Raw genomic sequence first — 23,685 nt, forward strand, 5'->3', positions numbered from 1 at the left:
CAGAGGTACTCGTTCAGTCAATGGTTTGCAACAAGCCAAACCAGCTAGGTCGCGTGAGATTTGATTAACTCTAAAACGAAATCCATCGTCTTATGACAATCAGGTTGGCTCAGTAATAGCTGCTTGTCTTTATTGTACAGAGGTAACACCTCTAGCCAGCGCTGACTCACCCAAGTCGCATCATCAAGATGCAAGTGCACATACAAACCGAACAACTCAGGATTCACTTCATAAAACTGCGCTAAAGCCTGACTAATGAGCTCAAATTCGCCTTCAATAGGCTCATGCTGCCAATTATTAGATGCCAGTGTACGGGCAATCCATGCACCATCACGGCGCTGGGCGGCAGACAACACTTTTACTCGCTGTCGTCCCTCAAGCACTAAACCTAAACTGTCGTCATCAAGTAAATTAAAGTCGATAATATCGCACTCTGTCGCCAGTGGATAACAGGGTATGACTTGCTGCTCTCGTTCCATAGCAAAGGCTAATCGGTAGTCGCCTTTTAGCACTTCGGCTATCACCGCAAGCTGGCCGGGTTCGACCACGCGGATCTCGATACGACCGCCAGGCAATAGCAGATCATCTCGCGCTATTAGCGCCATCTCATGAGTTAGCATCACTACCCCCTTCCCGCTTTGGGTCGGCTACAGTGTATGAATTAATCGCAATAAAAGTTGCTTAGCTCAGCCTTTGTTTGTCGCTTTGCTATGACAGCGATAGTTAATGCAGCCGCTGCAATTGAGTCAATCATTGCAGTCCTTGGCCTCGCAAACACGCCATTACTTAACCAGCGGCACTTTTTAACGATTAGTACAAAAATCAGACAAATTTAATCGATCATGTAAAGTGTAGCAGCTTCATTCAAAGCTGCTTAGACACAGTAGGCCAACGATATCGCCGCGGCGATCATCCATCGTCACTACTTAATTAGACAGGGGATATCACGATTTCATTTCATGATGCAGCGTGAGCGCTAGTACAAGTCCTCTAGATAATCACTTACATTGCCTTTAACTACGACTTCGGCAAACTCATCGGCAAGCTGCTGACTCATTTTTAGTGCCATTTGCCAGTATTGAATGCGCTCATCGCTACTGAGGCGGCTAAAGTCTTCACGGTCGGGAAGCTTGCCATAAGGCAAACTGTCGATAAATCCTTGGCTGGGCGCTAACACCAACGCATCGTGATAATTGCTTGATGCACGGCGCCAACCGAGTGCTTTATCAAACCAACCGGGTTTCATATGGGGATAGAAATGCGGATATAAGGTGAGTCCATCGCGGCCGGTATGGGGAATATCAAAATGATAGTCACTGATACCACCATCAAAATAAGCCCCCGCTGGTGCGCCACTGATATTGTGTACTGGGGCAATCACCCAAGGTATTGCCCCGCTAGCCACAAGCACTTGCTGTACATTGTCTGCGGTTAACGCGACCGTTGTTGTCGGTAGATCTGCCAATTGGCTAAACGGCGACGTGTTAGGGCTAGTGGCAAACACAGTACGCTGAAAATGTAGCGCGATACTGCGGCGGCTCAACAAATTACTTGCTGCCGCCCCCAGCAAACCCGCTGCCAGTTGCGCTCGATGCTGCCCCCCATTTAAATGCCGGCCACGGCAGGCAATAAAATGGCTATTTACCAGCGGCTGAGTCACGATATCGGCCCCGGATTTAACGCCCACGATGCCACTAATAATCTTCGCGACATTAGCACTGATTTGCTCCGGTGAGGGTTTAGTATCGTAACGCTGATTAATGTACAGCGCCTCAAAGCGAGAATAGGCAGCATCAATGTCATCTTGGGCAAAACAGCATAAACGCCACGCGCCAGATGAAGCACCTAAGGTATCGATAACATGCTGACGATTAGCTAAAAACTGACTAAAAATATACCGATCTAGCGCGGCAATCCCTATCCACTTAGGCCCACCAGATGCGGCTAATAGTCGGGTAAACAATTGCGGATTTAAGCCTTGTTGTTCAATGACTTTTCGCGCTGTCGGTCCAACTAAAAATCGTAAACAGCTCACATTAACTCCCTTAGGTGACGTCAAAACGCTGAGGCATTAGTGGCATTTGCGCTTGCCAAACAAATAGCTCAGTGTACACGGCAGATAGGAATAATCTACGATTTTTAATCACTTGATAATTGCATGAAAGGCAACCCTGTTGAGGCAAGCACTATTTTCAACAGTCGTTCAAATTAATCTCGACCGCTGAATGTAATCACACTTTAAGCTAAGCTTTTAATCCATAGTCGAGACAAATTGCGGCTCAAGCGCCTCTTTTATTAAGTTTCGAAGCCACCGATGCGCAGTACTAGTTAAAGTTCTACGATGCTCAACTAGATAAACATCAACCAAGAAACTGGGCTCATTGAATACCTTTATTGTGGCAAATTGTTGATTTATTTTACTGTCACGAGACAAGAAATGGCCACCAATAAGCAACCGATCACTATTTTGAATTGCAGTAAGTAGTGTCGATAACTGGCCAGAACGCAATCCAATATGACGCCGTATTCCTTGCTTGTGCAACAGTTGGTCAATAGGGTTTAAGTAACTGCCAGAGTCCCTGACGTCAAAAGATAAATCTGCAAAAGAATAGTCTAAGCATTCTAACAGTGTGACCTGCTCTTTCTTGGCCAATGGGTGATTTTTCGAGCCGTAAATCACTGGGTATGTGTGACCAAGCTTTTCAAAGTCGTAGTCAACATATTTCAGGGGCTCTTGAACATGAATGGAAAAATCAACTAAGCCATCCTTAAGTAGCGTGGTTGAATCCATCGATGCAGGATATTCTTCCAAAGCCACCTTGGGCGCCTGTTTGTATATTTCGGTCGCTAATGTAGAAATCAACCAGCGACTCATCAAAGGAGGGGTAGAGATGCCAAATGTTCGCTCGCAATGTTGCGCCTCAAAATGGTGACTCGAAATTAAGCCCTCAACCGACAATAGAATACTCTCAAGCTGGCTGGTTAAACCAAGTGCTTTATCAGTTGGCTGCAACCCATTTGCAGTTCGATAAAACAAAGGGTCATCGAACAACAAGCGTAATCTAGCTAATGTACGACTCATCGCAGGTTGCGTCACATAGAGCTTCTGTGCCGCTTTTGATACATTTTTCTCTTTGAGTAAAACACTTAGCGCGATCAATAGATTTAAGTCAATTCTGCTTAAATTTTGCTCCAAGGTCTTCATCGCATCAACCCCCAGCTCTCACAAGATATGATCAAGAGTTATATTAGATATCAAAATAAATAATTTCAAATTATAATTTGGGTTATTTAATATCTCCACTGATCGCTAAATAAGCACTTGTCGAACAAACACTCAACATTTAGGCTAAGCATGTTGTTCTGTGTGCTAACGATAAATAGATAACTATTTCATAGCGTATAGAAAAAGGACGTTCTAAACGATAATTTGATTAATAACCAGAAGGGCAATAGCATGATTAAACTCACATTAGCAGCAACAATCGCCTGCACATTTCTCTCTGCTTCAGTTAGCGCTGAACAGCAACAACACATTCAAATTACTGAGCAGAACTTTAGCCACGCAGAAACTGCACGCAACTATCGAAACTGGGCAAGTAAAGGAGCTACTGAACAGTTTGCAAAAATGGCAAACCTTCCACCTCGCGGTAAAGCCGCACCGACAGTACAAATGAATGACGATACGCTTTATGGTGTGGCCATCGTCAAATCAATTGATGGCAAGGTGACGTTCTCCATCCCAACAAGTGATAACTACCTTGCAGTACAAGTCATCACTGAACGTGGTCATGGACAACATTACGTTGTGGAAGATGGAGATTATAATCTACCCGTTGAAAGTGAATATGCCTTCCTGATTTATCGGTCTGGGACAGAGCATGGAATAGCGGCCGCCAAAGCGGTTTTAGATACTGTTGATGACACTGATTTCAACTTTGCAACCGACTATCAGGTACAGCCATATAACTACCAAGAAGTCGAGAAATGGGTCAGCAAGTACACCGCTGAAGTGAATAGTAAAGAAAATTTCACCTATACCTTCCCACGCACCAGTGAGAAAGTCACTGACCTTCATCAGTGGAACCTAGAAAATGCGGCAGGCTGGGGTGGAGCAAGCCCAGAAGCTTTTGTTGGGAATAAATATGCCAACAGCCCTAAAATGAGCGCAAACAAATGCTATACAAGCACCTTTGCTGACCCCAACAATAAGTTCTTCACTTCAATAACTGCTTATGATGGCGACAAGTACCTAATTGAAGGGGTAAAACATATTAGCTCTCATTCTTGGGAAAAAAACGCAAATGGCAGCATTACTGTTTCCTTTAATTGTGGCAACAAAGCCAAAAACAATATTGATACCAAAGGCAAAGACTTCACTTTCACTAGTAGACACTATGGTGTGAACCCAAAGGTTATGAATAGCGAGCAAGATCCCATCATATCAGCCGTTCAAGTCGGAGAATAATCAGTTTTAGTGATGACAGTTTTTAGGTTGACTATTTTGGCAACCTAAAAACTGGAATCGGAAATTTCATAACTTCCTTTCAAACGCAGATAAATCAAAGTCTCTGTAGTCGTATTGATATTATGAGTGAATTCACCTACCGAAGAGAAATAGCTGCCGGTATTTAAACTAACCGGTTCACCAGTTTCATTTGATTGATACTCAATCGCCCCTTTAATCACAACAGCTCGAAACTCAGCAGCATTGGCCATTAGCTGACCGCGATACCCTGCCGGAATACGAAGCAATGTGCCACCGAGCTTACCAAGCAATGGGCTACCCCATAGCTGAGTAAGCTGCACTTGTGGACTGGCAATGAAATTTACATCCTTACCCGATTGCCACACCATATTGGCTTGATGAAGATTTAACGCATGTTCACCATTGTTAAACTCCTCTGCAGATGGTTTAACCAAATAAGGCCCCGCGTCGATTTCTAAGTAAACTAGATTACTGTCGCTGTTTGCAGCTGTTATATGGTTCTCACCCGCTGGCTGGGTCCAAAAAGAGCTGGCTGGCATCCACGCTTTAGCCGCTGCGGGATCATCGTTATGTAATTCACCTTCAATCACGACACCTCGGTAGCTGATATTATGAATGTGTGGTGGTGAAGCAAAGCCACGATTAAATCTCACCAACATACCCGTTGCTGCATTCTGGGTGCGGTCTCCCCATAAATTAGCAGCCGCGGGACTTTTATCTCCTCTTAACGGATTAAGGTATCCCCATTCAATCGCATCGCTGCTTAGCCAGGATGACTGCTTATACTCGCCGACAGGAGCAGCGTCATTAGCAAATGTTAACTGGCTGCCAAATGTCACCACCAACAGCACAGCTCTAGCGAATACGCGCCTAATCTTCATCATTCCACCTTAATCTCATCCCACATATTCAAAACAAACAACATCATAAGCGAACCAAAACAGTTGATAAATGCCGCCTGACTTTAAACACTATCAATAAATTATTGATAATTTCCCTGGCTCAAACCACTGTCAACTTCCGTTGCCATACACAGTAAATGTGATCTTGATCAATATCACCAAACTGCCAATATAACCAAATCGAATTAGTTATCACCAAAAGAAATAAAAAAAATAGGTGATGAATTGAACCCACATAACCATAAGAATAAGAGTTACCCATGAGCCAAAGCCAATCACTGAGCCAAATTTACCTTGATGCTAACGCTACCACCCCGGTGCTCCCCCAGGCAGCAAACGCCGCAGTAGCAGCAATGCAGGAGTTATTTGGTAACCCAAGCAGTAGCCACATTACGGGCCTGAAAGCCAAACACTTGATGGAGCAAACTCGCCAAAAGGGGCAGCAATTACTCGGCAGTGGCAATGGCAAATTGATCTTTACCAGTGGGGCGACAGAAGGTATTCAAACCGCAATCCTGTCGGCACTGATAGCCGCCAAACAGCAGATGCAAGCCGACAAAAGCTATTGCCTACTTTACGGCGCGACAGAACATAAGGCGGTGCCCAACTCACTGGCACATTGGAATGAGATCCTTGGCATCAACGCTGAAATAAAAGCCATCCCGGTAGATAAAATGGGTAATTTGGACAATGACTTTATTGCCGAGCATGTGCCTTCGGCATTGATGATTTGCACCATGGCGGTCAACAATGAAACTGGCGTGTTCCAAGATCTCCCCAAACTCGATCGCTGTATTCGTCAGCATAACCCTGGCGTATTTTGGATGGTCGATTGTGTACAGGCATTAGGAAAAAGATCACTAACACTCGCTAACACCAGTATCGACTATGCCCCATTTAGCGGTCATAAGCTCTACGCGCCTAAAGGCATTGGTTTTGTATACATCAGAGACAACGCCCCGTTTACGCCTTTTATTGCCGGAGGCGGTCAAGAAGGAGGGTTACGCTCCGGAACTGAAAATCTGCCAGGTCTAGCAGCATTATCGGTGATCTTTGATATGCTACTTCAGCCAACAAATAGCCCTTTTGCCGATTTGCAAACTCTTGATGGTTTTCGTCAGCAGTTAGCTGATAGCCTCACTCAGGCTTTCCCTAGCATTGTTTTTAATCACGACTTTAGCAACAGCGTGGCAACCACATTGAATTTCGCGATTCCTGGATTCAGTAGTAAAGAGATCATGGATCTTTTTGATGCGGCCCATATCCGCGTCAGTTCTGGATCAGCGTGTAGCTCAAAAGTCACCCGCAGTTTCGTACTTGATGCCATGGGACTGCCGACCTGGCAGAGCGAAAGCGCGATAAGAATGTCTTTTGGACCCGCCATTAACCAACAAGAGATAGACGCTGCATGTGCTCGCATTCAAACGGCGGCAAATGCGTTAGGCCAAAGCTGCCTGCGGATTAACCCTGAGCAAATCGATGATAAATCACCACTCAACGGCCTAGTAGAACTGCGTGCAGGGGCGAATTGTTGCTGGGTATATGCAGACCAAGCCAGTCAACAAGCCGTGGTTATTGATGCCGTGCCGGAGCTGGTTGAGCGAATTGACACGTTATTGCAATGCCAGCAGCTACAAGCTGTTGCCATACTCGATACCCACGGCCATGCCGACCACGAATCTGGCCGCGTTGCGCTGGCAAAGTTACACTTAGCCAAGCAAGATTGTGATCACTTAGGTTGGCCAGCAGACAGCGATAAACTGGATTTACAAAACAATCGTTTTGACATGATGAAAGTCGGCACCTTAAATCTAATTAAGGTGCCCACTCCCGGCCATACCGATGATAGCGTGACATTCCTTCTAGCCAATGATGAACGGATTCACTTTGCCTTTTGTGGTGATACGGTATTGATGGGCAGCCTTGGGCGCACTAACTTTGATAGCAGTAGCGCCGAGCAGATGTTCGACAGTCTCAAATCTTTGTATGCATTGATAGGCCAAGATACTTTGCTGTGCGCCAGCCATGATTATCACAACGAGTTCACCACCAGTTTCGCGGCGGAAATGCCCCGAAATGCGCTTTTAAAAGCGGTGTTAACCGAATCCATTGACCGCAATGAGTTTGTCAGTCGTAAGCAGCAACTTGATGCCCACCTATGCGATGAAGTTGGCCAAACCATTATGTGTGGCGCATACACACAAGATTGCCAGCAACAACACATCATTGAATATACCAGCCAGACGCTAAGACAGGTGTTATCGCAACCTAACGATCTGAAAATTGTTGATATACGTGAGCCCCATGAATACGCGTTGCAACATGATCTGGCCGACTTAGATAACTGCGATCTCAACATCCCGCTAACACGCCTAGTGCAATTCATTGAAGAAAATAGCAACGCTAAACAGCAGCAGTGGGTATTAGTGTGCCGTAGTGGCAGCCGATCAATGGTAGCGGCACAGGCCATGCATCGCCTTGGCTTCAGTCAAGTGGCCCATTTGAAAGGTGGCTATGCCCTAAGCGCTTAACCCTATACAGCTAAAAAGGGCTAGAAGCATTCAGGACAATAGGTGCTTCGCCCTAATTTGCTTTCTAAACTGGCTAGGCGTACAGCTCTTTATCGATAAAAACTGTCGGTTAAAATTGGAGATGTTGTTAAAGCCACATTTGTCACTGATAACAGCAATGGGGTGATTAGAGGTGATCAGTAATTTACAGGCTTTGCCGATACGCAGTTGATTGATAAATTCGGTCAATGTGCGTTCGGTGCGGCGTTTAAAAAAGCGATGAAAATGATTGGTGCTCATATGAGCAAGCTTGGCCATATCATCAGCATAAAGCGCTGAATCGAAGTTCTTGTAGATGTATTCAATCACCCTATCTAGCTTATCAATGCCGGCATCGGTTTTATCCCCATAGCTAAAAAAGCTACTCGATAACGGCTGAGGCTCTTTATCTTGCAGCATGATATTAAACAGTTCCAAGAGTAGAATATAACGCTGGAATGTATCTTCTTGGGTCATGCGCTCAAACAAAACCTTAGCACGCTCACCGCTATGACTAGAGAATAAAAGACCGCGTCCAGAGCGCTTCAGCATGGTTTCTAGTGCGGTCATTTCTGGATGATCTGCACTTAAATTTTCAATCCAAACTTTGGGAATTTGCGCCACATGGACAACTTGCATAGAGCCATCTTCATTAGGGCTACTATGCCAAGTATGGGGCATATTAGGCCCCACTAGCACTAAGTCGGCATCAGCGTAATCAGCAATATTATCACCAACATAGCGTAAGCCTTGACTGTTAAGCGTCAAACAAACCTCGTACTCAGGATGGTAATGCCAATTAAAGTCAATTTGAGGGATATCATACTTAGCGTACCGCCAAGAGCTATTGGTGGACGGTATCACCTTCTCGCACATGGGTTTCATCGTAAAAATCCGTTTATTTGTAAGCCGACCTTGGTGCTAATTCAATAAAAAGTGAAGCGCTCTCTCCAGAAAGCTTAGCCAGTTTATCTAAATACCAAAGCAATGATATTAGACCTTAATATTATATTATTCTACGCTGTTCGCCAGCCTGCAACTCATCGTACCAGAACCACTTTATAGATAATTTGACATATTTAACTGTTATTTAAAATATACAAAAAACCACCAGTAAAAAGTAACATCAATAAACCTAGAGCAGACAAGCCATTCAGCGATAAAATTAATAAAATCCCGTCAAAGTAACAAGTTTATTATCCGATATTTAAAAACACTGAATGACAATATTTAATATAAGAACAACTTGATAGAATAATATACCAACAACCTTGATTCGTATAACTGACCCTCACATAAGTCGATAGGTTATTTATGGCCAAACATATAAAAACATATGGCAATGAATAATTACCCTGAAAAAAATAAGGACGATTTACTGTGAATATAAAACCCCTAGTGACCGCACTCACCCTTGGCTTAGCAACAATGGGCCAAGCAAACGCCGCCGATAAAACTATCTACCTCACTTTTGACGATGGCCCAATGAATGCTACGCCAGCACTGCTTGATACCCTCAATGCCGGTGGCATCAAAGCTACATTTTATGTCAATGCTTGGCACTTAGACGGGATTGGTGATGAAAACGAAGATTTGGCTTTAGTCTCTCTTATCAATACCTTAAAAGGTGGTCACGTGGTTGGTAACCACAGCTACGATCATATGATCCACAACTGTGTGGAAGAGTTCGGCCCCACCAGTGGTGCAGACTGTAATGCGACCGGGAATCATCAAATCAACTCCTATCAAGATCCTGTGTACGACGCATCAATGTTCGACAAAAACCTAACGGTGCTTGAGTCATACATTCCTAACATTCAGAGCTACCCTAACTATAAAGGTGATACGTTAGCACGCTTACCGTATACCAATGGCTGGCGTTCTAGCGGCGAGCTAAAAGGTGATGGCTTATGTGCCACCTCTGATGACTTTAAACCATGGGAGCCAGGTTATGTGTGCGATCCTGACAACCCATCAAACAGCTCGGCAGCAGCCATTGAAGTGTCTAATATTCTGGCCAATAAAGATTATCTCATCCATGGTTGGGATCTTGATTGGGCGCCCGAAAACTGGGGGATTGCTTTCCCCGCTAACAGCTTAACGGAAGCATCGGATATGTTAGCCTATGTCGATGCCGCCTTGAATGCTTGTGCACCGGTCACGATTAACCCGATTAACTCTAAAACTCACAACTTCCCATGTGGCGACGCGTTGCATGCAGATAAAGTGATCATTCTTACCCATGACTTCTTATTTGAAGATGGCAAACGTGGCCAAGGCGCAACGCTTAACTTACCTAAATTAGCAGAGTTTATTGAACTGGCTAAGGCTGCTGGTTACGCCTTTGATACCATGGATAACTATGCTCCTAAATGGCAAAACAACGTTGACTACCAAGTGGGTGATTATGTCACATACCAAGATGTGGTCTTTAAAACAGTGATTGCCCATACCGCACAAGATAACTGGGCACCCACAGCTAACTCTAACCTTTGGGTGAAGAGCACACCTAGCGCGGTTTGGTCGGCTAATGTCAGTTATCAAGCAGGTGATTTAGTGACTTACATGGGAACTGAATACACGGTTATTGCAGATCATGTATCTCAAGCGCTTTGGACACCGGCTGCGAGCGATACACTGTTCGCAGTTAACTAAGTCCCAGCGTTTTAGCGTACTTAAAGTAAAAAAGGCCAACAGTTTTCGCTGTTGGCCTTTGTCTATTTGTCTATTTGTCTATTTGTCTTGCTAGTTGCTGCAATAAGTTTGTAGACACTGTTGATATAAATGATTGAACAGTGGCTCACTAGCAGCACAGGCTGATTGTTGACCTGAACACATGGCAATTTGCTGTTGCTGAGCGGTTATAACACAAGAGTCAGCACATGATGCTGCAAACGCGATACTTGCCTGTGCGCCTAAAAACAACCCAAAAGAAACCAGCGTAAGTTTTAGTCTATTTATATTCTTCATTTTATTTCCTTATTAATTTAGCTTCTTCATGAAGCATAAAAAACTTACATTCAATATTTTACAAACATCAACCACTAATATTAAAGTTGATATTTACCCATCAGCAATCAATAGAATAATACAACTCGCCGATATTAATGTTGGTGTCATTTTTTGCAGCAAGATGGCTGCAATAGAAAAGTATTAGTATTTGATAGTTGTGTATATCACAGACTCAAGAATCCTGTGCACACTAAGTTTGCTAGTCAATTAGCGTTAATAACTATCACTAGGAACTGTCACTAGGTAGGCAAGTGTTTTGCTAACTTAGCTTGCTCAACCAAGGAATTACGGGTCATGAAGACAAACAAATTTATCGTAGCGTTAGTGCTAGTCACTTTTTTTGTAGTGTCTTTTATCACCAATATTCTCGGCCCAATCTTCCCGTCACTGGTTGCCGATTTCGACATCAGTCTCGCCCTCGCTGGCTTTTTACCGTTTTCCTTCTTTGCCGCCTATGGCGTCATGTCGATTCCGGCGGGTATTTTAGTTGATAAACACGGCGAAAAACCTGTCATTATTGGCGCATTTTTGCTGGCTTTCAGCGGTTCCTTACTGTTTGCACTGCTACCGACTTTCACTATGGCGATGTTGTCGCTCTTTTGCATCGGCATGGGCATGGCCATGCTTCAAGTGGCGATTAACCCGCTATTGCGGGTAGTGGGTGGAGAAGAGAATTTTGCATTCTATTCAGTATCCGGCCAACTGCTTTTTGGTATAGCAGGCACCTTAAGTCCCATTGTTTTTAGTTACTTTGTCACAGAACTCAATGCCCCCGCAGCAAACGGTTTTACCTCAGTTGCCCAATCCGTTATTCCTAGCAATATGCCTTGGTTGTCGATGTATTGGTTGTTTGCAGCAATGTCCATTTTTATGGTGGTGTTAGTCAGTAAGGTACGTCTGCCTAAAGTCAGCCGTAATGATGAAGAAGCGACCGGTACCTTTGCTGTCTACAAACAGTTGCTGAGCAACAAACAAGTCATGCTATTTTTTATCGCCATTGCCGCCTATGTGGGATCAGAGCAAGGCATTGCTAACTTTATGTCACTGTATTTACAACAAGCCCATGGTATTGACCCTCTCACCCAAGGTGCCGGTGTTGTCAGTCAATTTTGGTTGATGCTCACAATCGGCTGCGTGTTAGGTTTAGGCTTAGTTAAAATTCTCGATAGTCGCATCGTACTTATTCTATTTTCAACTGCAGCAATTGCTGCACTCTGTTTCGCCCTCTTCGGTTCGGTAGAAGTAGCCTTGATCGCTTTCCCTTTGACAGGCTTTTTCCTCTCCGTTATGTGGTCAATCATCTTTTCACTGGCACTTAATTCAGTAAAAGCGCACCACGGATCCGTTGCGGGCATTTTATGCACAGGCATTATTGGTGGTGGCCTTGCGTCACCGCTAGTGGGCCTGATTATTGACCTCACCGGAAACTTAAAATCGGGGATGGTCGTGGTATTTGTGCTACTCGCCTACATCTGTAGCATTGGCTTTTGGGCTAAACCATTAGTCGCCAACAAAACCATTAAACTGTTCAACAAACGCGCCACACCGGTCAGCTAGCTACCTGTTATATAGCGCTAACTCTATAGGTTCCCTATGCGATCATCCCCTATTGTCACTTTAGATATCGGTGGCACAACGATCACTGTTGGTCGCTACGACCAACAGCAAATTACCGCTAGCGAAACGTTGGCTTTTCCGGCAACGGCTGAACTCGACACCATTACCGAGTTCATTATCCACTGTATCGACAAGTATTTTGAGACCGATACCCAAGCCATCACGATTGGGGTGCCCTGCATCGTTAATACCCAAAAGGGCATCATTTACGATGCAGTGAATATTCCTGCATGGCAAGAATTTGCGCTCAAGCAGGTCTTAGAAGGTCACTATCACTGCCCGGTTTATATCAACAATGATGTCAATTGCTTTACTGCTGGTGAGCACCGCTTTGGCGCAGGAAAAAGTTACCACGACATTATCGGACTCTGCTTAGGAACCGGTGTCGGATCGGGCTTTATCATCAATAATCGACTCCATGAAGGCCATAATTGCAGTGCCGGCGAAGTGGGTGAGGTGAGCTATAAAGATGCCACCATCGATGATTATGCGTCAGGGCGTTTTTTTGATCGTTATATCGGTGATAAAGGCGCAGTGTTAGCGGATAAAGCACGCCAAGGAGATGCTGACGCTCAGGCAGCCTTCGAACAATTTGGTGAGCACGTCGCTTACGCTATATCGCAGTTATTACTCATACTCGACCCACAAGTGATAGTGCTTGGCGGATCTGTGGCCAAATCTTTTGATCTGTTCAGCCACAGTGTATGGCAGTCGCTCACCCAGTTCCCCTATCAAAAGGTGATTGATAACCTGCAAATCGTCACCGCCAGCGAACCCAATAGCGCGCTACTTGGGGCGGCACAACTGTATTTAGATAGTCAGTCAAACTCAGCGCCAGTATCGATGGCGAGCTAACAATAACTTATCGTTAAAAATAACAATAAAGAGATTAAGATGATAAAAAAAACACTCACACTTATCGCCAGCTTGCTCTGTTTGCCCGCCAGTGCACAAACCAGCGTCACGCTACTCAGTGAACAACTGGACATCGACTATCAGCTGGTTGATAGTCAGCCGCAGCAATGCCCCGATGCAATTTCTCAATACCATGGGATCAGCAGTTGCTACCAATCAAAGTTGCACCTCACTTTGCCTAACACACTTACAGCAACCAATTGGGACATTTACTTCAGCCACCTCATGCCAGTTGTTGAAGTGCACTCTACAGAGTTTACCATTGAGCACATCAACGGCGATTTACACAAAATCAGCCCTAAAGCGACATTCAGCGGTTTTAATGCGAAGCAAACTTACACCATCGACTTTGTCAGTGGTGGCAGCCAAATTACCCGCAGTGAGTTTATGCCTAACTTCTTTGTGCATAGCTCAGGTCAGCCAGCGCAAATTATCGATAGCACCAGAATCAGCATCGACCCTGAAACGGGACTCGAACTGCAACCCTATTTGCTGCCTTTTACCGACAGAGAACACCAATTTAGGCTCAGTAGCGATGACAGGACCACTTGGGCCGATACTCAAACAATCTATCAAACTCAGCCTCAGTTCAAACAGCCAATCGATGTTCGTCATCGACTCATTCCTACCCCCAAGAAGCAAGCTTTACTCAGCGATGTTAAAGCCGGCGACTTGAGCAACGGCGTTGCCGTGCACGTAACGGGTATTGACCAAGCAGAGCTACAAGTCGCTTTAGATCGCTTGGCGAGCCTTGGGGTGGTGCAACATCCACAAGGGCTAGCGCTCAATGTCATCGTTGATAGCAAAGCCAACATTGAAGCTGAAGGCTACCAACTGGATATATCTGCAGATGAAATCAACATTCGCAGTAATGACAAAACTGGTGTTTTCTATGCGCTGCAATCGATATCAGCCCTACTAACTAAAGGCGACTTAAGTCTGCCAGCAATGAGTATTGAAGATGCGCCACATTATCCGTTTCGTGGCCTACATGTCGATGTGGCACGGAACTTTTTAAGTAAAGCGTTCATCTTGCAAACTTTAGAGCAGATGGCTGCTTATAAGCTCAACAAACTACACTTACATCTCGCTGACGATGAAGGTTGGCGCCTCGCGATTGATTCATTACCGGAACTGACTGAAGTAGGAAGCCGCCGCTGCTTTGAAACCACCCCCAAAAACTGCTTACTGCCCCAATTAGGCAGTGACATTGAAACCAGTGATAAGCAATATTTCAGCCAGCAAGACTACCTAGAAATCCTCGCATATGCTAAGGCTAGGCATATCCAAGTAATCCCATCTTTAGATATGCCTGGTCACAGCCGTGCCGCTATCCATGCAATGGAAGCTAGGTATCAACATTATTTGCAACAAGGCGATAGCCATAAAGCCAATGAGTACCGTCTGGTCGAGCCGCAAGACACCACCCATTACTACTCTATTCAGCATTACACCGACAATACTTTAAACGTATGTATAGATAACACTTATAAGTTTATCGATACCGTGATAACTGATGTTCAAGCTATGCATCAACAAGCCGGTATGCCACTGGATATTTATCATATTGGCGCCGATGAAACCGCCGGAGCATGGCTTGAATCACCGGCATGTAACCAGCTAAAAAAGCGCCTAGGGGACCAGCTCGCAGGCCTAAACACCTTGAACGGTTATTTTATTGAACGAGTCGCCACCATGTTGCAGCAAAAAGGCATTCAAGTTGCTGGTTGGAACGACGGTATGGGTGAAACTCGCCCTGATAACATGCCTGCTAAAGTGCAAACCAATTCTTGGTCACTACTATACAGTGAAGGACATATCCCAACCCATGAGCAAGCCAGCAGAGGTTGGCAAACTGTGGTATCAACCCCTGAAGTGACCTACTTCGATTTCCCTTACCAGGCACACCCCGAAGAGCCGGGTAACCATTGGGCGGCTCGTCATATCAGCACCCAGAAAATTTTTGAATTTATGCCGGACAACTTACCAGCCCATGCGGAGATTTGGCGAGATACTAAAGAACATGCTTACCAAAGTGACGATAGTAAGACACAGCTAAAACAAGGCAACGAATTTAAAGGCATTCAAGGGCATTTATGGAGTGAAATGATCCGCACCGACGAGCGGGCGCAATACATGCTCTACCCACGTTTATTAGCGCTTGCAGAGCGGGCTTGGCATCTACCCGAGTGGGCATTAGCCTACGATTACCAAGGCAAGCACTACCATGAAAAGTCTAACTATTTTAGCCAAGATTCACAAAAGCGACGTGATCAACAATGGCTGGCATTTGCTACCACGTTGAGCCTAAAGGCATTGCCTAAATTAGAGCAAGCTGGGGTGCTATATCGTATTCCAACCGTGGGATCGCAGCGTGAGGGTAACACGCTCGCCACCAGCACCAGCTTACCGCAGCTACCTATTGAATATCAGGATAAACAAGGCAAGTGGCATCAGAGCCCACCGCCACTAGAAACTATTCAAGCTGTGCGTGCCACCAGCCATGATGGTTCTCGAAAAGGACGTTCACTCGCTTTATAAAATCGCTCCCCTCTACAACAACCAGTTCGCAGGGTAGTTGTAGAGGTTAATCATGCTACATAGTTCTTCATTAGAGTAATTATCAAATACAGCGTAGGCTAACTTTCTTCTGGCAGGCCAACATGCATATGGCCGGACTTGTAGTCAATGGTTAAAACAAAGTGCTTTAACACATCATAGCCAATCAACCCTTTGATATTCTTGCCTTTCAGTCGTACCATAGAACCTCGCTGTTGGCCACTAACAGACTCTCTTTGCCCTTTTGCCGGAACTGTGGACATTACGTTTTCAACAATATAGGGGCCAAATTTGACTCCCGGTAATTGAAAATGCTCAACTAACCCCAACTTATTTGCGCCACGAGACTCACCAGATATGGTGGCATACTCCTCTAACCAACCTAAATCATCAGCCATACTTCGCTTTAAAAACAGGCCACCATTATTGCCTGTATCCATCACTAACCACACCGATTTCTGACCATTCAACTCCACTTTAACAATAGGTTGACCGTCACTGCGGTTAATTTGCATATCAATATTTTCAAACTGGGTCATATCAAGGTTATCGCGCTCAAATAGACGCAATCGACTATTAGGGTAATCAATTTGAAAAATAAATCGCTGCATTAAACTTGCACCTAAAATAAGCTGCGTCTCATGATGGCCAATCCGCATAGATGCGAGTTTATCAAGTTCTATTTCTGCACCAAATAAGGTCGCCATAACATCACTGTACATTTGATGCCGCTGGGTACCATATACCCCTTGAACATTGACTTTACCTGACTTTTTAAAGCTTAAGTTATGTCGATTGATAAAGCTGGTATTAATCGCATTGATTTGTGCACCACTATCTAAGATGGCTTTTCCTTCAATACCAGCTATTGAGACGGGTAGATTGATATGACCATTAATAAGTTCAAAATCAACCCAATTGGTCACGGCGTACGTAGCGCAAGGAAAACTAACAGAAACAACAAATAAAAGGCGGTAAGCATAACGAAATAACATTGATCATCCCTAATCAAACAAAATCCAGCCTACAGCTTAAACAAGCATGCAGGTCATGTGCAAATTCAACTACAATTCAATTAGTTTAAAAGTTGCCCCTTCACAGACATAATATATATATCAATTAATGAGTTAATATCTTTTTGCACTGCGGATGCAGCACTTTTACCACAGGCTTAACTATTTTCTTAGGTGAATTTTCGACCGGCTTTGGGGCAGTGATTTGTTGCTGCCACCAAGCTAAATCGTCACAACCGTTACCCGCCGATATCTCAGCTTGATTTTGACATAACGCATCACCAGCAGGACACCGCAGCCTCACGTGCATATGTAGTGAATGTCCCCACCATGGCCGTACTCTTTGCAACCAACTGTCATCTTGCCACTGCATAGAACATAACTGATGTTTTATCGCGGGATTAACAAATATTCTGGCAACTTTTGGATTGAGCGCCGCTTGGCGAATCATATCCGCATGCGACTGATGCCAGTATTGATTCACATTAAAAGTACCGGCTTGCACTACATCTAACTTGCTGGGCTGCTCTCGCTCATCATCGGACAATAATCCACCGGCCTGACGAAACCATATATCAACATCTAAACCACTTTGATGACTGCGGTGCCCTGACTGAAAGCGCCCACCTCGAGGCATCGACATATCACCTATCAATAAATATCCGTCATTGCTTTGATGTAGGGTTTTACTTAATTGCTCAATAAAATTTACCAAGTCTGGGTGACCATAGTAACGGCCTCGCTGTGTGCGAATTACTTGATAACCCTCCCCCACCAATGGCAACGCCTTAGCACCTGTAATGCAGCCGTTCGCATAGCTGCCGATACTCGCTGCCTCGCCGCTTACAGGCGTGTCAAAGGTATCCCATGTTCTCGCCGTGACGTGTGAGGGCAATAAACCTGTCGGTAGCATCAATAGCATTGTGCAAACAAGCGCTCGATATGAGCTGATATCAAACATACAGGGCTCCTGTTGTTCAGGCAGAGACTCTTCAAAATGCAACTTATCTCAGTACGGATGATGAGCAAAAAAAAGGCCATCTCAATGATGGCCTTTTTCTGTCATAAACTCAAAATAGACTTGAGTTCAATACCAGATTATCTCTGGTGAGTCGTTAACTGCTTTTTAGAAGTTAACCACTTGCTCGTTAGAACATGCACCTTCAAGCTCGCAAACTTGATAAGTTACGCTGGTCACGCTCGCGTCTCTGAAGCGGTCGGTATAACGAGATGAACCCGTAGTACCCACTTGTACGCCATCGCGTAGCACAACGACATCACCTGCAGCGCCGCTCCACTCTAGGCTCACACGGACTGAACCGCGACGAGACTTGTTCGCACGCGTCACTTCAAGATCAACGGTCATTGCAGGTACTTCGACATCATATGCCGTAGTCACTGAATCAGTTGCACCATCATCATCGGTCACGGTTAGCGTCACGCTGTAGTTACCAGACATGGTGTACTGGTGCGATGCCATTGCGCCGCTGCCCATGCTACCGTCACCAAAGTCCCAGCTATAATCAACAATCGTACCGTCACTGTCAGTACTTGTGCTAGTAAATGTACCAACACCTAGCGCGAACACGGCATCAAATGACGCCTCAGGGCCCACATTAGGTACTACATCACCAACAAAGCTACCAGTTAGAGTGGTATCAGCATACGCTGACCAACCGTTTAGCATTACCCAGTAAGTACCGGCTTGAGCAGGGTCGATATCACAGGTTTCTTCGTTACCCGCAGCAAATGGACGGCAATCGTAATCACCTGTAGTCGGTGCTTCACCAAAACGTACGTACATGTCAGCGTCACCGCTACCGCCTGTCATAACAAAACTAAGATCCGTTGCGCCAGCAGGAACCTCAAGCGTGTAATAAGATTTTTGACCTGTGCCACCCGATGACATTACGCCTACGCCATTTTCAAGAACCGTTGGCTCCGGTAGTGGCTCTGGCTCAGGCTCAACACAAGCCTCAACACCTACGGCTAAGAATGCGGCTTCAACATCTGTGACCGTGTAACCTAAATCACTTGCTGCTGTAGTCACACCACAAGCACCATCCCAAAACTCACTGTTAGCTGTCCAATAAAGTTGGTTAGCAAGTACCATTACGTCAAAGGCTTTACGCGTATCCCAGCCCGCTGTGGTAGCCAGTAAATAGAAGGCTTTATTGAATACACCCGAGCTGTAATGCACATCTAGACCATCATAGTAGTCATCTGCATGGCCAATAGATACACCATCTAAAGTTGGATCATCCATGTAGCGCAATGCACCAGGCGCTTTAAAAATATCCGCACCCACTTGCCAGTCATTCACACCGTGCATGAAGAACTCAGCAGCTTCACCGGCCATATCCGAGAACGCTTCGTTCATACCACCTGACATGTTGGAATAGATAAGGCCAGAGTTTTGCTCAGTGAAACCATGGCTAACTTCATGTGCAGAAACATCAAGACTTACTAACGGGTGGAAAGTGTTTTGACCATCACCAAATGTCATGGCCGCACCATCCCAGAACGCATTCTCATAGTTGTTGCCGTAGTGAACACGCATGGTCAATTGGAAGCTCAGCGGCGCGGTGTTGTACCACTCGCTATACATGTTATAAACCACATTACCAAAGTAGTGCGCATCGTTTAATGGTGAATATGCACCATTAATTTCTTTCACTGTGTTACGCGGGCATGTGTATTCAAACGCTGTTGTACCGCTAGTACCATGATTCAAGTTAACAGTTTTCACGTTAGGCGAATTCATAGTACAAGTATCGACGTTTTGCTCAACGTCTAAGAAGCCAAAATCAGTACCGTATTCATACTGACCTACTTTCTCGTTACCACCTGGACCTGTACCAATTTCAGCATGGGCGATACCATCCCAACGTTTTAGTACTTCACCACTGTGTGCATCAACAATCGTAAATGGACGTGATGGTGAATCACCGTACTCAACATAAGAGGTGATATAAACTAAACGTGCTTGACCCGCATCGTCTTGATAAACGAAAAGTTCGGCCTTTTCATTGTGACGTGCTTTGCTAACAACGTTTTTTTGCTCACGTACCGATGCGCGCATGGCATCTTCGGCTGACAATTTAGCTTGGACAAACGCTTCACCCTTGCCAATGTTGTTAAGTACTTTACCTTTTAAATCACTGTAAAAACCCATTTCTGACTTAGCAGCGCTAATGCTGTGACCGTATACTGGCACACCATGAAAATACTGTTGTAAACGCTGTTTGCTACCAGACTTAAGCTTAACTTCTTTTGCCACTTTAAAATCGCTGCCCGCTTCAAGAGAAACGACGCTATTGATGTTGTTGCTTGCAGAGAGGTTTCTCAAAGACGATACGTCTGTACGGTCAGCTGCCATAGCTTGTGAGCTAAGTGCCGCTGTCACCGCGAGAAAAACCAAAGATGTTTTGTTTTTTAGCATCATGCTGTTTACCCATTATTTTGAATAATCAAGAGAGTGTAGAGCGGCTTTGCCGCACTATGTCCTTTTCTCAGATGACTTCCATGCCACAGACACAACGTAAAACAGACTGTTGAACACAAATTCCATCGATGTCCCCCACTCACATCCTCATCACTCATTGACGTAAATGTTAGAGATTCACTCATGCTATAGAGCTAAGAATTACCAAACAATTAGAAGAAGGAACTAACTTAAGGGCGTTTTACAGTGCGAAATATAAACTTTTGGGTAATGACAATATTTAACACCGCTATAACATAGCTGTAATGGGTGTTTGCATTATTGACCGTCATGACTTGTTTGATGATGAGCAAAACTAAAGTATGACTCACAGTGCTAACCAATAGCTAAAAAATTGGCCAAGTCACACCGGCTATTACAACAAAAAGCCCATATCAATTGATATGGGCTTTATCAGTGCTAACTTAAGCGTCATTAATAGGTGTAGCTAAACTGCAGCGTGTACTCAGTGCCAGGATCTTTGGCGTATACTTTGATGCCTTGCTGCTCATACTCGGTTTGTTCACCTAAGATATTTTTCGCTTTAAACTTAATCGCAAAACTCTCTGCGGGAAAAAAGCTATAGGTAAAGTCCAAACTATGAAACGGCTTTTCATACACATCATCAAGGCCGCCGCGACCGCCATAGGCTATACGTTCACCAAACACGTTATACACTAGCGTTGCACTATGATAGTCATCTGGTGAATCAAAGCTAAGCTGCAAATTAGTCACCCATTCTGAATGGCCCGTCATGCGACGCGTTTCATTGGTGGGGTCAATCTCACCATTAGGTGAAATATCAATTTCAGAGTCACTTAGGGTTAAGTTACCGGTAATGAAAAAGCTTTCCCAAACACTACCATCATCACCAAAGAAGCTCAGATCTTTAAGGAATTCAGTTTCAATACCATAAATATAACCCGAATCGGCATTGTAGAACTTAAGTTGACGACCCGCCTCTGAAATACGTTGAATCGGCTCAATCGGTGCAGCAATGTCTTTATAGAAACCGCCAACACTAAGGTTAGTACCCGACTCGGCATACCACTCCCAACGCACATCAAAGTTGTAGATATCCGAACTTTCCAGCTCTGGGTTACCAAAGAAATCGAAACCTGTGACTGGGTCTTGAAAACGCACTGGCGAGACTTCACGTAAATCTGGACGCACAATGGTTTTACTTAGACCTAAACGCCATTGGGTAGTATCGGTATCTTTCCAAGTTACTGACAACGATGGGAACCAGCCATCTTCGGCAATGGCATAGTCACTCATGTCGTAACGGCCGCCCTCATCGGACACTTCGCCTTCTGGATCTATGGGTAACGTGACTCGTCTAAAGTCTTCATAGCGTACGCCAGCATAAAGTCGCCATACATCATCAAAGTCGATATCCACACTCACAAACGCGGCATCATTCTTCTCTGCGGCAACATAATCTTCGGTGTCGGTAGAAGCATCTTTGAGCTCAATATCTAAGGTATCGTTGGCAATATTTTCATCGCTGAAAATCTGGTCAAAGTCACCTGATAGAATATCGCCATTGGGATCGGTTGGGCTCAAGCCCACATCGAAACCTAAACGAGTGGCATAGCTCTCACGCGTGCGTTCAAAATACTCATAACCCGCCTTAATGGTCGCCACGTTATAACCAAACTCGATAGGCAGCGCCGCACTCCAGTTATAGTTGACCGTATCATCTTCAAGCTTGCTATAGACATACTTAGGCGCATCTTGGGTATTGAGGTTACGCGAAGTGAGATTGCCGCCATCATCAAACAAGACATTGTACGTGTAAGACAGCTCGTTTGGCGCGTAGCGCTCAGAGCTCGCATCAGAGTACATCCACTCTACTTGCAAGTCCCATAACATCTCAAAGAAATGATGCCCTTTGATCTGATTACTTAACAGTTCACGTTCTTCGTAATCAACTTGGTAAACCTGCAACGCGTTAGGCTCACCTAGGGTGTCAATGGTCTCTTCAATCGCCACCGACACATCATCAGAAGTGTCGCGTAAGTAGGTAGTGAAAGTCTCAATCTTATGGTCTTCGGTAAATTCAAAACCTAAGTTCAGCATCCCAGATAACTGCACAATAGAATCGGTGCCCACCACATCTTTGGCATTTTCTACTTGTGCTTGAGACTCATCACCGTCAAGTTCCACATCTAACTTAGTGTAGTTTTCCGCTTGCTCTTTGTATGAAGCAGCCGCCATCACGCCAAAAATGGCATCTTCACCGATGTCCCAGTTACTACCTAGGGCGATATTGCCGCGAAACCCTGGATCGGTTGACTCGGTTTTTACCGTCATATCACGGTAAATGTCACCGGCCAAATCACGGTTCATCTGTTGCGCCGAAGCAAAATCAATCTGGCCATTTGAACCAGTTACAATATCAATCGGGCTAATGCCGCCATATTGATTGACTGTTTGAGTGATGCTCCCTGGCATTGCTCGGGTGCCATCATCTTTACCTTGCCAGTCGTCACCGCCACCATTGTAGGTGTAGGTATCTTGACTGTCGTTGGTATTGTATCGGCCACCTACCGACACCTTAAAGAAGGTATCCGTTGGAATCGATTTGGTACGAATGTCCACATGACCACCACCAAAAGCAGCAGGCATATCAGCTGTACTGCCTTTTTGCACCGATAATGACTCAATAATAGATGCTGGGAACATATCCAAAGGCACCACATTACGGGTCGGATCCGGAGACGGAACGGTAGCACCGTTGAGTGAGGTGCTCGAGTAGCGCTCACCCAATCCACGTACATAAATAAATTTGCCATCTTTGAGGGTTAAACCGGTTACACGTCGCAGTGCTGCGGCAGCGTCGCTATCACCCGTTCTCGCAATCTGTTCTGCGCCCATTAAATCGGCTACCGCGACTTGTTCGCGACGCTCTTCCATGGCGGCTGAAGCATGGGCACGCAATCGGCCAGTAACTTCAATGACCTCAATAGGGAAATCTTCACCTGGGTCAACATTGTTTTCATCTTGTGCAAAAGCAGGCGAAGCTGTAAAAAGCGTGGCCGCTGAAATCGCCGATGCTACAGCTAGACTTAGCTTACTTGCAGTAAAACGCGGCTGAGTTTTCATAGAATTTCAATCCTGTAGGAGTTCAAGGAATAGAATC

Annotated in this window: 16 protein-coding genes; 6 read left to right on the forward strand and 10 right to left on the reverse strand. The window is 45.0% G+C overall.

Annotation, left to right across the window (positions count from 1 at the left end; translation table 11 throughout):
• Window positions 1-44 precede the first annotated feature (44 nt).
• The 3 genes from L865_RS0108010 to L865_RS0108025 all read right to left on the reverse strand — a co-directional run bounded on the left by L865_RS0108010 (window position 45) and on the right by L865_RS0108025 (window position 3,205).
• Window positions 45-620 carry an LON peptidase substrate-binding domain-containing protein gene (locus L865_RS0108010; RefSeq protein ID WP_028772749.1) on the reverse strand — a complete coding sequence of 192 codons (576 nt, stop codon included), beginning with the start codon at window positions 618-620 and terminating at the stop codon, window positions 45-47.
• Window positions 621-976: 356 nt separating this feature from the next.
• Window positions 977-2,035 carry a patatin-like phospholipase family protein gene (locus L865_RS0108020; RefSeq protein ID WP_028772750.1) on the reverse strand — a complete coding sequence of 353 codons (1,059 nt, stop codon included), beginning with the start codon at window positions 2,033-2,035 and terminating at the stop codon, window positions 977-979.
• A 216-nt stretch (window positions 2,036-2,251) separates the two neighbouring features.
• A complete protein-coding gene (locus L865_RS0108025; RefSeq protein WP_028772751.1) occupies window positions 2,252-3,205 on the reverse strand; it encodes a LysR family transcriptional regulator in 954 nt (317 codons plus the stop codon).
• Between the two features lie 252 nt (window positions 3,206-3,457).
• Here L865_RS0108025 and L865_RS0108030 point away from each other — a divergent pair, with 252 nt between their 5' ends.
• Window positions 3,458-4,468 (forward strand): DUF1214 domain-containing protein, encoded by a 1,011-nt coding sequence (locus tag L865_RS0108030; RefSeq protein WP_028772752.1) that lies wholly within the window; start codon window positions 3,458-3,460, stop codon window positions 4,466-4,468.
• A gap of 44 nt (window positions 4,469-4,512) precedes the next feature.
• Here L865_RS0108030 and L865_RS0108035 read toward each other — a convergent pair whose 3' ends face one another.
• Window positions 4,513-5,370 (reverse strand): DUF4437 domain-containing protein, encoded by an 858-nt coding sequence (locus L865_RS0108035; protein ID WP_028772753.1) that lies wholly within the window; start codon window positions 5,368-5,370, stop codon window positions 4,513-4,515.
• 281 nt (window positions 5,371-5,651) lie between these two features.
• On the opposite strand from L865_RS0108035, the gene L865_RS0108045 reads away from it, so the two are divergent.
• The gene (locus L865_RS0108045; RefSeq protein ID WP_028772754.1) at window positions 5,652-7,922 is read left to right on the forward strand and encodes an aminotransferase class V-fold PLP-dependent enzyme; all 2,271 of its coding nucleotides are present in this window, start codon (window positions 5,652-5,654) and stop codon (window positions 7,920-7,922) included.
• Between the two features lie 30 nt (window positions 7,923-7,952).
• Here the strand turns inward: L865_RS0108045 and L865_RS0108050 are convergent, their stop codons facing one another.
• Window positions 7,953-8,825 carry an AraC family transcriptional regulator gene (locus L865_RS0108050; RefSeq protein ID WP_028772755.1) on the reverse strand — a complete coding sequence of 291 codons (873 nt, stop codon included), beginning with the start codon at window positions 8,823-8,825 and terminating at the stop codon, window positions 7,953-7,955.
• A 495-nt stretch (window positions 8,826-9,320) separates the two neighbouring features.
• Between L865_RS0108050 and L865_RS0108055 the strand changes: the two genes are divergently transcribed.
• A complete protein-coding gene (locus L865_RS0108055; RefSeq protein ID WP_028772756.1) occupies window positions 9,321-10,595 on the forward strand; it encodes a polysaccharide deacetylase family protein in 1,275 nt (424 codons plus the stop codon).
• A gap of 90 nt (window positions 10,596-10,685) precedes the next feature.
• Here L865_RS0108055 and L865_RS0108060 read toward each other — a convergent pair whose 3' ends face one another.
• Entirely contained in the window at window positions 10,686-10,910 is a 225-nt protein-coding gene (locus L865_RS0108060; RefSeq protein WP_028772757.1) for a hypothetical protein, read from the reverse strand.
• Between the two features lie 336 nt (window positions 10,911-11,246).
• Here L865_RS0108060 and L865_RS0108070 point away from each other — a divergent pair, with 336 nt between their 5' ends.
• From L865_RS0108070 to L865_RS0108080, 3 genes are read left to right on the forward strand one after another with little or no spacing between them, the layout of a single operon-like run.
• A complete protein-coding gene (locus L865_RS0108070; RefSeq protein ID WP_028772758.1) occupies window positions 11,247-12,509 on the forward strand; it encodes an MFS transporter in 1,263 nt (420 codons plus the stop codon).
• 36 nt (window positions 12,510-12,545) lie between these two features.
• Window positions 12,546-13,424 carry an ROK family protein gene (locus L865_RS23420; RefSeq protein WP_051484519.1) on the forward strand — a complete coding sequence of 293 codons (879 nt, stop codon included), beginning with the start codon at window positions 12,546-12,548 and terminating at the stop codon, window positions 13,422-13,424.
• A 39-nt stretch (window positions 13,425-13,463) separates the two neighbouring features.
• Window positions 13,464-16,025 (forward strand): family 20 glycosylhydrolase, encoded by a 2,562-nt coding sequence (locus L865_RS0108080; RefSeq protein ID WP_051484520.1) that lies wholly within the window; start codon window positions 13,464-13,466, stop codon window positions 16,023-16,025.
• A 98-nt stretch (window positions 16,026-16,123) separates the two neighbouring features.
• On the opposite strand, the gene L865_RS0108085 is transcribed toward L865_RS0108080, so the two are convergent.
• From L865_RS0108085 to L865_RS0108100, 4 genes are all read right to left on the reverse strand, one after another.
• Window positions 16,124-17,038, reverse strand: a complete 915-nt coding sequence (locus tag L865_RS0108085; protein WP_028772760.1) for a pepsin/retropepsin-like aspartic protease family protein — start codon at window positions 17,036-17,038, stop codon at window positions 16,124-16,126.
• A 124-nt stretch (window positions 17,039-17,162) separates the two neighbouring features.
• Complete coding sequence (gene mepA / locus L865_RS0108090; RefSeq protein ID WP_051484521.1) at window positions 17,163-18,017, reverse strand: penicillin-insensitive murein endopeptidase; 855 nt, start codon at window positions 18,015-18,017, stop codon at window positions 17,163-17,165.
• Between the two features lie 165 nt (window positions 18,018-18,182).
• Window positions 18,183-20,501, reverse strand: a complete 2,319-nt coding sequence (locus L865_RS0108095) for a M4 family metallopeptidase (RefSeq protein ID WP_028772762.1) — start codon at window positions 20,499-20,501, stop codon at window positions 18,183-18,185.
• 474 nt (window positions 20,502-20,975) lie between these two features.
• Window positions 20,976-23,648, reverse strand: a complete 2,673-nt coding sequence (locus tag L865_RS0108100; protein ID WP_028772763.1) for a TonB-dependent receptor domain-containing protein — start codon at window positions 23,646-23,648, stop codon at window positions 20,976-20,978.
• Window positions 23,649-23,685 lie beyond the last annotated feature (37 nt).

The organism is Shewanella waksmanii ATCC BAA-643, from assembly GCF_000518805.1.
GTDB classification, from domain to species: domain Bacteria; phylum Pseudomonadota; class Gammaproteobacteria; order Enterobacterales; family Shewanellaceae; genus Shewanella; species Shewanella waksmanii.